The organism is Agromyces sp. GL_144, assembly GCF_057834305.1.
In genome coordinates, this window is sequence record NZ_CM174399.1 from 3,864,498 (window position 1) to 3,877,964 (window position 13,467).

Sequence of the window (13,467 nt, forward strand, 5' to 3'; positions counted from 1 at the left end):
AGGTAAGGCTAACCTCCACATGACGAAACATCCAATCGTGGGCGCCTCGACGCGCGCCGCGACGGCTGCGCTCGCGGGCCTGCTGGCGCTGACCCTCGCCGGTTGCGCAACCTCGAGCGCAGCAGACATCTCCAACGGCGCAGAGGCCCAGTGCCCCGGTGCGGAGACCCCGTTCGACCAGCTCGAGCTCGCGGCCGACGTGCGCATGATCGAAGGACCGTCGACCGCATGCCTGGCGGACACGAGCCTTCCGATCGTCGATTCCGACGAGGCATCCGCCGCTCCGCTCACCGTGACGGGTGTCGACGGCATCGAGGTCACCGTCGAGTCGACGGAGCGCATCCTCCCGCTGGACATCACCGGCACGATCGCCGCGACCGTGTTCAGCCTCGGGCTGGGAGACCAGGTCGTCGGGCGCGACTCGTCCACGGGGTTCGCCGAGGCGGCCGACCTGCCCGAGGTCACGCAGGAGGGGCACACCCTCTCGGCCGAGGCGGTGCTCGCTCTCGACCCGACGGTCGTCATCACCGACACGACACTCGGACCCCGTGATGCGCTCGCGCAGCTGCGCGACGCCGGCATCCCGGTGGTCATCGTGACGAAGGAGCGCAGCGTCGAGAACATCGGCGAACTCGTCGACCAGATCGCCTCGGCCCTCGGCGTGACCGAGCGCGCCGAGCTGCTGAAGGACGCCATCGGCACCGACCTCGACCGCGTCACGACGGCGATCGAGGCCTCGATCCCCGCCGAGCCCGCAGACCGGCCCCGCATGATCTTCCTGTACGTGCGCGGCAGCGCGAACGTCTACTACCTGTTCGGCGAGGAGTCCGGCGCGGATTCGCTCATCGAGGCGGTCGGCGGCTACGACGTCGCCGGCGAGATCGGCTGGGAGGGCATGCGCCCGGTGACCGCCGAGGCCCTCGTCGAGGCCGCACCCGACGTCGTGCTCGTCATGACCGATGGGCTGGCCTCCGCGGGCGGCGTCGACGGACTGCTCGAGCGGCTGCCCGCGCTGGCGGCGACCCCGGCGGGCGAGCACCGCCGCATCGTCGACATGGCCGACACCGAGATCCTCGGCTTCGGCCCGCGCACGCCCGTCGTCGTCGACGCACTCGCCCGCGCCGTGTACGCGCCGGCCTCGCTCACGTCGAGCGAAGGCGGCACGAGCGACGGGACCGACGGATGACGCGACTCGACCCTGCGGTCGACGCCGGCCCCGAGGCATCCGCCCCACCCGTCGAGGCGACGCGTTCGACGCGTCGTCGCGTCATCCTGTTCACCGCGCTCTCGGTCGCGCTCGTCGGGTTCGCGCTCGTCTCCGCGGGCATGGGGCAGCTGCAGATCGCGCCGGGCGAGGTGTGGAACAGCCTGCTGCGCGGCCTCGGCCTGAGCGATGCGCCGGCGGCCGCGCCGCATGTCGACTCCGCGCTCTGGACCATCCGCTTCCCGCGCATCGTCGCCGCGATCCTCATCGGGGCCGCCCTCGCGGTCGCGGGCACCATGATGCAGGCCGTGTTCGCCAACCCGCTCGCGGAGCCGGGCGTGGTCGGCGTCTCATCGGGTGCCGCCCTCGGCGCCGCCGTGACGATCGTGTTCGGCCTCACCGCGACGAGCGACTGGGTCACCGCGGGGGCCTCGTTCCTCGCGGGACTCGCGACGACGATGGTCGTCTACCTCTCGAGCCGCTCGGGCGGGCGCACCGAGGTCGTGACGCTCGTGCTCACGGGCATCGCGGTCAACGCCTTCGCCGCGGGCGGCCTCGCGCTGCTCACCTTCCTCGGCGACACCGCCAGCAGGGAAGAGATCATCTTCTGGCAGCTCGGTTCGCTCAACGGCTCGCGCTGGCAGGAGATCGGCGTGATCGCTCCGCTCGTGATCGTCTCGCTCGTGTTCGCGTTCGCGCTGGCCCGCCGGCTCGACCTCTTCTCGCTCGGCGAGCGCGGGGCACGCCACCTCGGCGTCAATGTCGAGCGCGTGCGCATCGTCTCGATCGTGGTGGTCGCCGTGCTGACCTGCGCCGCCGTCGCGTTCGCGGGCATCATCAGCTTCGTCGGCCTCATCGTGCCGCACCTCATGCGCATGGTCATCGGCCCCTCGCACCGCGGCCTCATCGCGGCGAGTGCGCTCGGCGGCGCGCTGCTGCTGCTCGTCGCCGACCTCGTCGCCCGCACGGCCGTGCCGATGGCCGACCTGCCGATCGGCATGCTGACCTCGCTCGTCGGCGGTCCGTTCTTCTTCTGGCTGCTTCGGCGTCAGCGCAAGAGCGCCGGAGGCTGGCGATGAGCCTCGTCGCCGAGCAGGTCTCGGTCTCGATCGACGGGGCGCATCTGCTGACGGATGTCTCGTTCACGGCCTCGCCCGGACGCGTGCACTCCCTCATCGGCCCGAACGGCGCCGGCAAGTCGACCCTGCTCGGCGTGCTCGCGGGCGACCGCAGGCCCGATGCCGGACGCGTCGTGCTGCGCGACCGGCCGCTCGACGACTGGCCGCTGCGCGAACTCGCGCGCGTGCGCGCCGTGCTCACGCAGGACCACAGCGTGACCTTCTCGTTCCGGTCGCGCGAGATCGTCGAGATGGGCCGCCACCCGTGGGCGCGCACCCCGGCGGAAGACGATGACGACCGCGAGATCGACCGCGCCATGGCGGTGACGGATGTCTCGCACCTCGCCGACCGCCCGGTCGCGCACCTCTCGGGGGGCGAGAAGGCCCGCGTCGCGCTCGCCCGCGTGCTCGCCCAGCGCGCGCCCGTGCTGCTGCTCGACGAGCCGACCGCGGCCCTCGACCTGCGGCACCAGGAGGACGTGCTGCGACTCGCCCGCACCCAGGCCGCGGCGGGCGACGCCGTCGTGGTCGTGCTGCACGACCTCAACCTCGCGGCCGCGTACAGCGACGAGATCACGCTGCTGCAGCGCGGCCGCGTCGCCGCGTACGGCACGCCCGCCGAGGTGCTGACGGCCAAGCGCATCGAGGCGGTCTACGGCCAGGCCGTCGAGGTCGTCGAGCACCCGCGTTCGGGCGTGCCGCTCGTGCTGCCGGTGCGCTGACCGGGCCGCCGCGTCCCCTGTCGCCTCCGCCGAACTGCAGCTACCGCACGCCGGGTCTCCACGATGGCGCATCGCCGATCGCGGCCTGGATCTCGCGGATCGTCGACCCGAGGACGCCCGAGGCGAGCAGCCCGGAGCCCAGCGGGCCGGCGGAATCCGTTCCGAGGAGCGGCAGCCGGCGAAGCGCCGACCTCGTCTCATCGTCCAGGTTCCCGAGTTGCCAGGCGATCTCATCATGGATGGCGTCGGGCCGATGCGGAGCCGCCAGCCCTGCCGCCTTCGCCGCGTAGGCGGCCGCGCCGAGCGCGTGCGCGCCCATGTGCGCGACGCCGGCGGCCTGCGCTGCCGCTCGTGCTGCGGCGACGGCCGCGGGCGAGCTCACCGCCTGTGCCGCCCGGCCGGCCACGAACCGCGTTCGGATCTGGTCTGCGGCGTCGAGCTCTCCGCGTGCATAGGCACGGGCTCGGGCGATGCCGTCGCGGGGGCGGGCGTCGTCGGGCGCCTCGGCCTCGAACACGGCCAGGACCCGCTCGGCGCAGTCCGCGGCCCACGATGCGGCCAGCCGACGATCGGGTTCGCTCAGCGTCTGCGGGGAAAGCATGCCTGCAGCCTGCCACACCACGCGACGCCGCGAACCCGTCGGCGCACTCAGCTCAGCACCGGCAGCAGCCCCCCGAGATCGGCCCGCTGCCCCGAGGCGTGCACGCGCCCGGCCGAGCGGGCGTCGGCCCAGCTCAGGCCACCGGTCGCGAGGGCGAGCCAGGTCGCGGCATCCGTCTCGATGACGTTGGGCGGGGTGCCGCGCGTGTGCTTGGGCCCCTCGACGCACTGCACCGCGGCGAAGGGCGGCACGCGCACCTCGACGGTGCCGCCGGGCGCGCGTTCGGCGAGCAGCTGCAGCGAGTAGCGCACGGCGAGCGCCAACGTGGTGCGGTCGACCACGGGCGGGGCGGATGCCTCGGAGTCGCCGCGCGCGGACGCCTCGTCGGAGCCCGCCCGCCAGGCCGCCACGGCGGCCCGGCCCTCGTCGTCGTCGATCCTCACCCGTGCCATGCCGTCCATTCTTCCATCGGCGGGAACGGGGCGGCGCGGTCGGTCGGTCGGATCGATGCGCTCAGGAAGCGGACGAGCGCACGCCGCTCGCCGAGACGCCGACGAATGACAGGACCAGGATCATCACCGCGCCGAAGAAGATCGCGATGTCGGCGACATTGCCCACGAACCAGTTGCCGTAGCCGATGAAGTCCACGACGTGACCGCGGGCGAATCCCGGCTCACGGAACAGGCGATCGCCCAGGTGGGTGATCGCCCCGCCCAACAGGAGCCCCAGCGCGATGGTCCAGGCGACCGAGCGCACCCGCCACGCGAACCACGCGACCACGATCACGCCGGCGGCGGCGAGGATGGCGAACACCCAGGTGAACTCGGTGCCGATCGAGAAGGCCGCACCGGGGTTGTAGACGAGCTCGAAGCGAATGAGGTCGCCGATCACGGGAACGACGCGCCCGTCGGAGATCGCCGTCTCAGCCCACCACTTGCTGCCTTGATCGAGCAGCACGATGACGGCGGCGATCACGAGCACCCAGACGAAGAGGCGGGGTCTGCGCTCCGCGGCCGGTGCGTCGGGGGCGGCCACTCCGGCCTCGGGGTCGGTGCTCACGGGTTCGACCGGCACCGGACCACGCGCGTCGTCGGCGCCGCTGTTCGCTGGACTCACGCAGGCCATTCTCGCAGCCCGGCGGGCATGTCCGTCGCGAGCGCGGCAGACAGGCGAGGCATGATCCCGCCCGCCCGACGAGGTAGCCTGAACCGGTGCGAATCCTCATCCTCGGCTCGGGCGCGCGCGAGCACGCCATCATCCTCGCGCTCCTCGACGAGGAGGCCGGCCACGAGATCGTCGCCGCACCCGGAAACGCCGGCATCGCGGCATCCGCCACCTCATCGGGCCGCGGCAGCGTCACGACCATCGCGCTCGACCCGACCGACCCCTCCATCGTCACCTCGTACGCGCTCGACAACGACATCGACCTCGTCGTCGTGGGCCCAGAGGCCCCGCTCGTCGCGGGCGTGGCCGATGCGCTGCGTCGCCGCGGGGTGCCGGTCTTCGGCCCGGGCAAGGCGGCCGCCGCGCTCGAGGGCTCGAAGACCTTCGCCAAGCGCATCATGGAGGCCGCGGGCGTGCCGACCGGGCGTGCCCGCCTCGCCGAGACGCTCGCCGACGTCGAGGCCACGCTCGACGAGTACGGCGCCCCCTATGTCGTGAAGGCCGACGGCCTCGCCGCGGGCAAGGGCGTGCTCGTCACCGAAGACCGCGACGCCGCGCTCGCGCACGCCACGCACTACCTGCAGCAGGGCCCGGTGCTCGTCGAGGAGTTCCTCGACGGTCAAGAGGTGTCGCTGTTCCTGCTCGCCGACGGCACGAACGTGCTGCCGCTCTCGCCCGCCCAGGACTACAAGCGCCTGCGCGACGGCGACCAGGGCCCGAACACGGGCGGCATGGGCGCGTACTCGCCGCTGCCGTGGCTCGACGGCGAGTTCGGCAGCGAGCAGGCCTTCGTCGACGAGGTCATCCGCACGATCGCGTTGCCGACCATCAAGCAGCTCGCCGACGAGCAGACGCCGTTCATCGGCCTGCTCTACGCGGGCCTCATCCTCACGACGCGCGGCATCCGCGTGATCGAGTTCAACGCGCGCTTCGGCGACCCCGAGACCCAGGTCGTGCTGCCCCGCCTCGAGACGCCGCTCTCGGGCCTGCTCCTCGCGGCGGCGAGCGGCGGTCTCGGCGAGCTGCCGCGACCGGTGTTCCGAGCGGATGCCGCGGTCACGGTCGTGCTCGCGAGCGAGGGGTATCCCGAGGCGCCCGAGACCGGCCGGGTCATCGAGGGGCTCGACGCCGCGGCATCCGTGCCCGGCGTGCACATCGCGCATGCGGCGACCGCCGTCGGCGCCGCAGTCGACGGGGCCTCCCCACTCGTGGCGACCGGCGGACGCGTGCTCAACGTCGTGGCCGTCGGCGACGACTTCGGCGACGCCCGCCGCCGTGCCTACGAGGCGCTCGGCCACCTGCGTCTCGAGGGCGCGCAGTACCGCACCGACATCGCCGCGCGCGTCGCGGAGTGAACGACCGCCCGACCGACGAGTGAGCGAGCAGACGATGAGCGAGTATCCCGGCTGGACCCACGTCTACTCCGGCAAGGTGCGCGACCTGTACGTGCCGACCTCGGTGCTCGATGACGACGACACCTGGACGGGCGATCCGCTCAGCCTGTCGCCGGTCGTGCTCGTGGTCGCGAGCGACCGGGTGAGCGCGTTCGACCAGGTGCTCGAGCCCGCGATCCCGGGCAAGGGCGCGATGCTCACCGACCTCACCCGCTGGTGGTTCGACCAGCTGCCCGAGGTGCCGAACCACCTGGCCTACGCCGAAGACGACCGGCTCGAGGCGCTGAACCTGCCCGAGGTGCCGGCCGAGCTCGCCGAGCGTGCGACGTTGTGCCGCACCCTCGACATGTTCCCCATCGAATGCGTCGTGCGCGGCTTCCTCACGGGCGGCGGCTTCAAGGAGTACCAGGCGACGGGCGCCATCGGCGGCATCCCGCTGCCTGAGGGCCTCTCGAACGGCGACCGCCTGCCCGAGCCCATCTTCACGCCCGCGTGGAAGGCCCCGCTGGGCGAGCACGACGAGAACATCTCGTACGAGCGCACGGTCGAGATCGTCGGCGAGGTCGTCGCGGCGCAGCTGCGCGAGCTCTCGCTCGAGATCTTCACGCGTGCCTCGCTGCTCGCCGAGGCCCACGGCCTCGTGCTCGCCGACACGAAGTTCGAGTTCGGCGCCGATCGGGCCACGGGCATCGTGACGCTGGCCGACGAGGTGCTCACGAGCGATTCGAGCCGGTACTGGGATGCCGCGACCTACGCGAGTGCGGCCACGCCCGAGCTGCGCATGGCGAGCTTCGACAAGCAGATCGTGCGCGACTGGCTCGCGGCGAACTGGGACCAGTCCGTCTCGGAGACGCCGCCGACGCTGCCGCACGAGATCGTCGCGCAGACCGCAGCGAAGTACCGCGAGCTGCTCGATCGGCTGACGGCCGGCGCGTGACGCGCGAGCGCGCCCGGCGCTTCGAGCACCGTCCGCGCCGCGGCATCCGCTTCGGCTGAAAGCCAGAGGCTACGAGGCGATGGCCTTCGCGATCTTGTCGCCACCCTCGCTGATGGCCTTCTCGAGCGCGTCGTAGTCGTCGCGATCGATCGCCTTGTCGACCTTCTTGGCGTACTTGGTGAGCACCGCGTCGATGCGGTCGAGGTACTTGTCGTCGATGACGGCCACGATGGCCGACGAGCCCTTGGGCAGGACCTCCTCGAGGTCGAGCCCGACCTTCTTCTCGTCGCGCTTCTTCGCGATCGCGCCCGAGATCGCGCCGACGCCCGCACCGATGGCCGTCGCGGCGAGCAGCGGGGGAGCGAAGAGCCCGACGACGAGGCCGGCTGCGCCGCCGATCCAGGTGCCGGCGGCGACCTGGCCCGAGCCGTGCTCGTCGACGGTCACCCTGCCGTCGTCGTCGCGACGCAGCACGACCGAGGAGACCACCTCGACGTCGGACGACTTCTCGGCGGCCTTCAGCAGCCGGTAGTCGTCGGTCGCAGCGGTGTCGGTGTCGTACGTCGCGACGTAGAGCGCCAGATTGTCCATACCCATGAGTGTCCCCCTCGACATGGGCTCCCGGCGATGCCCCGGGAGCCGTGATGACTCAACGATAGGGAGCGGAGCGCCCCCGCGACAAGGATTCGTTGCCGAGGCCGAGCGGTTCTACGCCTCCCCCGGCACGCGGTTGAACCGTCGAACCTCCTCGGCGATGCGACGGTTGAGCGCGTCGAGTTCGCCGAGGACAGCAGTCGCACCCCAAACCCGGTCACGCTGTCGGTCGGTGACCTGGTGGATGATGCCGTCGTTCTCGAGTCGTTCCATCGCGCTGTAGACGCTTGACGTCGAGGCCCCGGTCAATCGTTCAGCTTCTTCGGCGGTGAGGATCGGGTGTTCAGTGAGCTGCGCGAGGATCTTGGCTGCGGCGCTTCCCTTCCTCGGTCGACTGAGTTGTTGCCAGTCGCCGGGCAGTTCGTCGAGCTTGTTCGCGGCGACGCGAGCGGCGCGGCTTGCGATGATCGCTCCGTTCGCAAGGTTGCGTACGAACGCGGTCGCGTGGCCATCACGGTATCCATTCACCAACTCGAAGTACGTGTCACGCTCTGCGAGCATGGCGGATGCAACGGGCACGACGGTGTCGGTGGTCACCCCGCGCCTGCGAAGGATGGCATTGATGAGCGCTCGACCGATGCGACCATTGCCGTCGGTGAACGGGTGGATGGACTCGAACTGGGCATGGGCGAGCGCCGCTTGCGCAATGGGGTGGATATCGTCGCGATTCGCGAACGCGATGACGTCGCCCATGTAGTCGTCGACGAGGTCCGGTGGTGGTGGAATATGGATGGCCCCGAGGGGCGAGTAGTCGGAGCCACCGATCCAGTTCTGCACCTTGCGAAATCGTCCGGCATGGGGTCGGTCGTACGGGTCGTCGGCCATGAGTGTGTCGTGCGCTTCGCGGAGGTCCTCGACACGGATTTCACGATGCGCGCCTGCGCTGTCGATCATGCGCGCAAGCGCGTTCGTGGCGGCAACCATCGACGTCGCTGACGGGTTCGAGCGGATGCCGGCGACCGCGCGCGCGTAGTCGTCCATGGACGCGTCGACGTACTCGATCTTCGAGGAGGCGACCGATTCCGTGCGAAGGAGCAACCCGCCGAGAGCTTGGATGTGGCCTCGAGGGTCGGCGTCGACGGCGAAAACCTCTCGCGAAGCGAGGTCGAGGAGCCCGGCCACATCCTTCGGTGGCTGGTACTCGAGTCCTTCGATCCATGGTGGCAGGGAGACGTCGATCTCCCGCAGCATGCGGTCTTCGCGGCGGCCCTGGCGGGTGCGCGACTGCCACTGGCGGGTCTCGCTCGTGTGCGCGGGCCATTCCTGCAGTGCTGGCAGCATGATCTCCGGGTCGCTCTGCGCCCGTGCGGAGAACTGACCGACGTGCTGTCGGTTTCTTCCGCCGGGATGCTGCGCTGGATTGAATGCCATGCCATCTCCCATCCCGGAATAGAGTAGCGCAAATTACGGTTTATCTGGATAACTCGGAATAACACTCCACTTGTTCCGGGTTCATTGCGGAATACCGCACGCCGACGCGCGTTACCATTAGTTGTGCTTACAACCAATGGCGCGCCGCAGGGCGCAGGACTCCTCGCAGCCGACACCGGCATGGGCGCGGTGACGCTGCGCGTCGGCGACCTCGACGGCATGATCCGCTACTACCGCGATGCGGTGACGCTCGAGCTGCTGAGCCACGACGGCCCGGTCGCCGTGCTCGGTCGCGGCAGCACGCCCGTCGTGATCCTGCAGCACTCCCCCGAGCTGAAGCACGCCTCGCCGAGCGATGCCGGGCTGTACCACACGGCCATCCTGTTCGACTCGCGTGAGGCGCTCGCGACCGCGATCTACTCGGTCGCCTCGCGTCACCCGGGCAGCTTCACCGGCAGCGCAGACCACCTCGTGAGCGAGGCCTTCTACTTCACCGACCCCGAGGGCAACGGCGTCGAGCTCTACTTCGACCGCGACCGCTCGCAGTGGAGTTGGGTGCACGGCAGCATCGAGATGGCGACCATGTACCTCGACCCGAATGCGTACCTGCGCGAGCACCTCGGGCAGAGCGGGGCGGATGCCGCGGCCGCCGGCACCGGGCTCGGCGATGCCGTCGTCGGACACGTCCACCTGTCGGTGGGCGACGTCGCGAGCGCGCGAGAGTTCTACGTCGACCGGCTCGGATTCGAGACCACGGCCGCCATGGGAGACCAGGCCCTCTTCGTGTCGGCCGGCGGCTACCACCACCACATGGCCATGAACACGTGGGGCAGCCGAGGTGCCGGCAGGCGCGCACTGGCGCTCGGCCTCGGCAAGGTCGAGATCGTGGTGCCGACCGCCGACGACCTCGGCGAGCTCGGCGAGCGCATGGCGCATTTCCAGGTGCCGACGCGCGACGACGGCCGCAGCCTCGCGTTCGACGACCCGTGGGCGAACCTCGTCGAGGTGCGCGCCAGCGCCTGAGCCGCGGCTCGGCGTCGCGGCTCCTCGACCGGCGAATCGGGCACGCGGGTAGGCTGAGCCCGTGGCCGAAACCGAGGATTCCGAGCAGCCCGTCGAGGCGAACACCCGTCGCATCGAGGCATCCGTCGTCACGGATTTCAGCGATCGCATGAGCTACGGCGGCTACCTCGACCTGCCCACCCTGCTCAGCGCGCAGCGGCCGATCTCGCGGCCGGAGCACCACGACGAGCTGCTGTTCATCATCCAGCACCAGACCACCGAGCTCTGGCTCAAGCTCGTGCTGCACGAGCTCGAGACGGCGCGCGACCTGATGCGCGCCGACGAGCTCGCGAGGGCGCTGAAATGCGTCGCCCGGGTCAAGCACATCCAGAAGACGCTCACCGAGCAGTGGTCGGTGCTCGCGACGCTCACGCCCGCCGAGTACGCGCAGTTCCGCGGGGTGCTCGGCAATGCGAGCGGGTTCCAGTCGTTCCAGTACCGGGCGGTCGAGTTCGTGCTGGGCAACAAGAACGCGCGCATGCTGCAGGTCTTCGAGTCCGACCCCGAGGCCACCGCGGTGCTCACGGCCGCACTCGAGACGCCGAGCCTCTACGACGAGTTCCTCCGCCTGCTCGCCCGCGCCGGGTACCCGATCCCAGCATCGGTGCTCGAGCGCGACGTCACGCAGGCGTGGACGTTCACGCCCGAGCTCGTGCCCGTGTTCGCGCAGATCTACGCGCACACCGACGAGCACTGGGCGGCGTACGAGACCTGTGAAGAGCTCGTCGACCTCGAGGACAACTTCCAGCTCTGGCGGTTCCGCCACCTGAAGACCGTCGAGCGCATCATCGGCAACAAGCGCGGCACCGGCGGTTCGAGCGGCGCCTCGTTCCTGCAGCGGGCGCTCGAGCTCACGTTCTTCCCCGAGCTCTACGCGGTGCGAACCGAGATCCCGGGCTGACGCATGTCTCACCCCGATGAACCCCGTGCAGCCGGCATCGAGCTCGGCGCGAGCGCGCAGGCCGCTCGCCGCTCGCTGAACGGCGACCACCCGGGCGCGGTCGGCACGAGCCTGCCGCCGCTCGTCGACCATCACGTGCATCTCATGCTCGTCGGAATCGACGCGCTGGCCGACTCGTCGCTCGCGGGCCTCGTCGACCTCGGCGCGCCGCTCGACCTCGTCGCCGCGCTGCCGTCGCGCGAGGAGTTCCCACGCGTCGACTTCGCCGGCGCCTTCCTCACCGCCCCCGGCGGGTACCCGCTCGATCGGCCGTGGGCGGTCGACGGCTGCGTGCGCGAGGTGCCTGCCGCGACCGGCGACGGGCGCGGCTCGTTGCCAGGCCCCGCCGAGGCGGCGGTGGCCGAGCAGCACGCGTTCGGGGCATCCGTCGTCAAGGTCGCGCTCAACGCGGCGGCCGGCCCGGTGTTCGATGCGGCGACGCTCGACGCGATCGTGCGCGCCGCCCACGAGCGCGGCCTGCCCGTGGTCGCCCATGTCGAGGGCGAGCGGATGACGCGACTCGCCGTCGAGGCGGGCGTCGACGCCCTGGCGCACACGCCATTCACCGAACGGGTCGACGACGAGCTCATCGCCCGCGCGGTCGCGCTCGGCCAGCGCTGGATCAGCACGCTCTTCGTCTCCGGATACGGCGAGCGCACGCCCGACACCGAGCGGGCGCTCGACAACCTCCGGCGCTTTCAGGCCGCGGGCGGGCACGTGCTCTACGGCACGGATCTCGGCAACGGCGAGCAGCCGCTCGGGGTGAACCCGCACGAGCTCGCACTGCTGGCAGAGGCCGGGCTCGAGGCATCCGCCCTCATCGACGCGATCACCGACCCGTGGCCGCGCGCCGCCCGTGCCGAGGGCATCGCGACCTTCGTGCCCGGCCCGCCGCCGGCCGACCTCGACGACCTGCCGGCCTGGCTCGCGACGGCCGTCGTCGTGCCCGCCGAAGACCTGGAGATCCTGTGACCCTCGACCCGCAGCTCGCGTTCGCACGGCGCATGGACCGCTCCGACGGGCTCGCGCACCACCGCGCGAAGTTCGAGGGGGCCGACACCGATCTCGTCTATTTCGACGGCAACTCGCTCGGCCGCCCGCCGAGGTCGGCGATCACCCGGGTCGAGGAGTTCCTGCGCGAGAGCTGGGGCGGCCGGCTCATCCGCGGGTGGGACGAGTCCTGGCTGCGCCTGCCGAACGAGATCGGCGACCGCATCGGCCGTGCCGTGATCGATGCGAAGGCCGGGCAGACGATCATCGGCGACTCGACGACCGTGCTGCTCTACAAGCTCGCACGCGCGGCCGTCGACGCGCAGGTCGCCCGCGATCCGAAGCGCACCGAGATCGTGCTCGACACCGACAACTTCCCGACCGACCGCTACGTGCTCGACGGCATCGCGAAGGAGCGCGGCCTGAAGCTGCGCTGGATCGACGTCGACACGTCGTCGGGGGTCACGCCCGAGCAGCTCGCCGCGGTCGTCGGGCCGCAGACGGCGCTCGTCGTGATCTCGCATGTGGCGTACCGCTCGGCGTACCTCGCCGATGCGCCGCAGCTGACGCGCATCGCGCACGACGCGGGCGCCCTCATCCTCTGGGATCTCTGCCACTCGGCCGGCTCGGTGCCCGTGAAGGCCGACGAGTGGGGCTTCGACCTCGCGGTCGGCTGCACGTACAAGTACCTCAACGGCGGCCCCGGCTCCCCCGCGTTCGCCTACGTGCGCGAAGACCTGCAGGGCCTGCTCGAGCAGCCGATCCAGGGCTGGTGGGGCACGACCGACATGTTCCTCATGGGGCCCGAGTACCGGCCGGCGCCCGGCATGCAGCGCTTCATCAGCGGAACGGCGCCCGTCGTCGGCATGCTCGCGATGCAGGAGACGCTCGCGATGATCGAGGAGGCGGGCATGCCCGCGCTCCGTGCGAAGTCGGTCGCGCTCACCGAGTTCGCGATCTCGCTCGCGGCCGAGTGGCTCGCGCCGCTCGGCGTGACGCTCGCCTCGCCCGACCGGGCCGAGGAGCGCGGCGGGCACGTCACGTTCTTCCACCCCGAGATGCGCGAGGTCGTCGCCCGGCTCTGGCAGCAGGACGTCATTCCCGACTACCGCGATCCCGGCGGCATCCGCATCGGGCTCTCGCCGCTGTCGACGAGCTTCGAAGAGGTGCACCGCGGCATGGCCGCCACGCGTGACGTGCTCAAGCAGGTGCTGCTCGAGCGCGCCGGACTCGCCTGACGACCGGCCCGATTACCACCCGGGGATGCCGCTGACAACCCCATGCGCACGATCGGGTGATCCCACGCGCGC

14 protein-coding genes are annotated in these 13,467 nt (G+C 71.1%); 9 read left to right on the forward strand and 5 right to left on the reverse strand.

The window, feature by feature from the left end; translation table 11 throughout:
• The first annotated feature begins 19 nt into the window (after window positions 1–19).
• From AC3IPY_RS17720 to AC3IPY_RS17730, 3 genes are read left to right on the forward strand one after another with little or no spacing between them, the layout of a single operon-like run.
• A complete protein-coding gene (locus AC3IPY_RS17720) occupies window positions 20–1,186 on the forward strand; it encodes a heme/hemin ABC transporter substrate-binding protein (protein WP_489185591.1) in 1,167 nt (388 codons plus the stop codon).
• Complete coding sequence (locus tag AC3IPY_RS17725) at window positions 1,183–2,283, forward strand: FecCD family ABC transporter permease (RefSeq protein ID WP_489185592.1); 1,101 nt, start codon at window positions 1,183–1,185, stop codon at window positions 2,281–2,283. Before AC3IPY_RS17720 ends, AC3IPY_RS17725 begins: the two co-directional genes overlap by 4 nt.
• The gene (locus AC3IPY_RS17730; RefSeq protein ID WP_489185593.1) at window positions 2,280–3,044 is read left to right on the forward strand and encodes a heme ABC transporter ATP-binding protein; all 765 of its coding nucleotides are present in this window, start codon (window positions 2,280–2,282) and stop codon (window positions 3,042–3,044) included. The genes AC3IPY_RS17725 and AC3IPY_RS17730 overlap by 4 nt, the downstream gene beginning before the upstream one ends.
• Before the next feature lie 40 nt (window positions 3,045–3,084).
• On the opposite strand, the gene AC3IPY_RS17735 is transcribed toward AC3IPY_RS17730, so the two are convergent.
• The 3 genes from AC3IPY_RS17735 to lspA form a co-directional block, all read right to left on the reverse strand.
• Window positions 3,085–3,645 carry a putative immunity protein gene (locus tag AC3IPY_RS17735; RefSeq protein ID WP_489185594.1) on the reverse strand — a complete coding sequence of 187 codons (561 nt, stop codon included), beginning with the start codon at window positions 3,643–3,645 and terminating at the stop codon, window positions 3,085–3,087.
• Between the two features lie 47 nt (window positions 3,646–3,692).
• Entirely contained in the window at window positions 3,693–4,097 is a 405-nt protein-coding gene (locus tag AC3IPY_RS17740; RefSeq protein ID WP_489185596.1) for a sterol carrier family protein, read from the reverse strand.
• Window positions 4,098–4,158: 61 nt separating this feature from the next.
• Window positions 4,159–4,761: a signal peptidase II gene (lspA, locus tag AC3IPY_RS17745; protein WP_489185597.1), complete on the reverse strand. Its 603-nt coding sequence runs from the start codon at window positions 4,759–4,761 to the stop codon at window positions 4,159–4,161.
• A gap of 95 nt (window positions 4,762–4,856) precedes the next feature.
• Here lspA and purD point away from each other — a divergent pair, with 95 nt between their 5' ends.
• Window positions 4,857–6,164, forward strand: a complete 1,308-nt coding sequence (gene purD / locus AC3IPY_RS17750) for a phosphoribosylamine--glycine ligase (protein WP_489185599.1) — start codon at window positions 4,857–4,859, stop codon at window positions 6,162–6,164.
• Window positions 6,165–6,198: 34 nt separating this feature from the next.
• Entirely contained in the window at window positions 6,199–7,140 is a 942-nt protein-coding gene (locus tag AC3IPY_RS17755; protein ID WP_489185601.1) for a phosphoribosylaminoimidazolesuccinocarboxamide synthase, read from the forward strand.
• Window positions 7,141–7,209: 69 nt separating this feature from the next.
• Here the strand turns inward: AC3IPY_RS17755 and AC3IPY_RS17760 are convergent, their stop codons facing one another.
• Entirely contained in the window at window positions 7,210–7,737 is a 528-nt protein-coding gene (locus AC3IPY_RS17760; RefSeq protein ID WP_489185603.1) for a DUF1269 domain-containing protein, read from the reverse strand.
• A gap of 111 nt (window positions 7,738–7,848) precedes the next feature.
• Window positions 7,849–9,165, reverse strand: coding sequence for a Fic family protein (locus AC3IPY_RS17765; RefSeq protein ID WP_489185604.1), 1,317 nt, complete (start codon window positions 9,163–9,165; stop codon window positions 7,849–7,851).
• A gap of 180 nt (window positions 9,166–9,345) precedes the next feature.
• Here AC3IPY_RS17765 and AC3IPY_RS17770 point away from each other — a divergent pair, with 180 nt between their 5' ends.
• From AC3IPY_RS17770 to AC3IPY_RS17785, 4 genes are all read left to right on the forward strand, one after another.
• A complete protein-coding gene (locus AC3IPY_RS17770; RefSeq protein ID WP_489188361.1) occupies window positions 9,346–10,188 on the forward strand; it encodes a VOC family protein in 843 nt (280 codons plus the stop codon).
• Window positions 10,189–10,336: 148 nt separating this feature from the next.
• Complete coding sequence (kynA, locus tag AC3IPY_RS17775) at window positions 10,337–11,128, forward strand: tryptophan 2,3-dioxygenase (protein ID WP_489188363.1); 792 nt, start codon at window positions 10,337–10,339, stop codon at window positions 11,126–11,128.
• 3 nt (window positions 11,129–11,131) lie between these two features.
• Window positions 11,132–12,139, forward strand: a complete 1,008-nt coding sequence (locus AC3IPY_RS17780) for an amidohydrolase family protein (RefSeq protein ID WP_489185605.1) — start codon at window positions 11,132–11,134, stop codon at window positions 12,137–12,139.
• 32 nt (window positions 12,140–12,171) lie between these two features.
• A complete protein-coding gene (locus AC3IPY_RS17785; protein WP_489188365.1) occupies window positions 12,172–13,395 on the forward strand; it encodes a kynureninase in 1,224 nt (407 codons plus the stop codon).
• Window positions 13,396–13,467 lie beyond the last annotated feature (72 nt).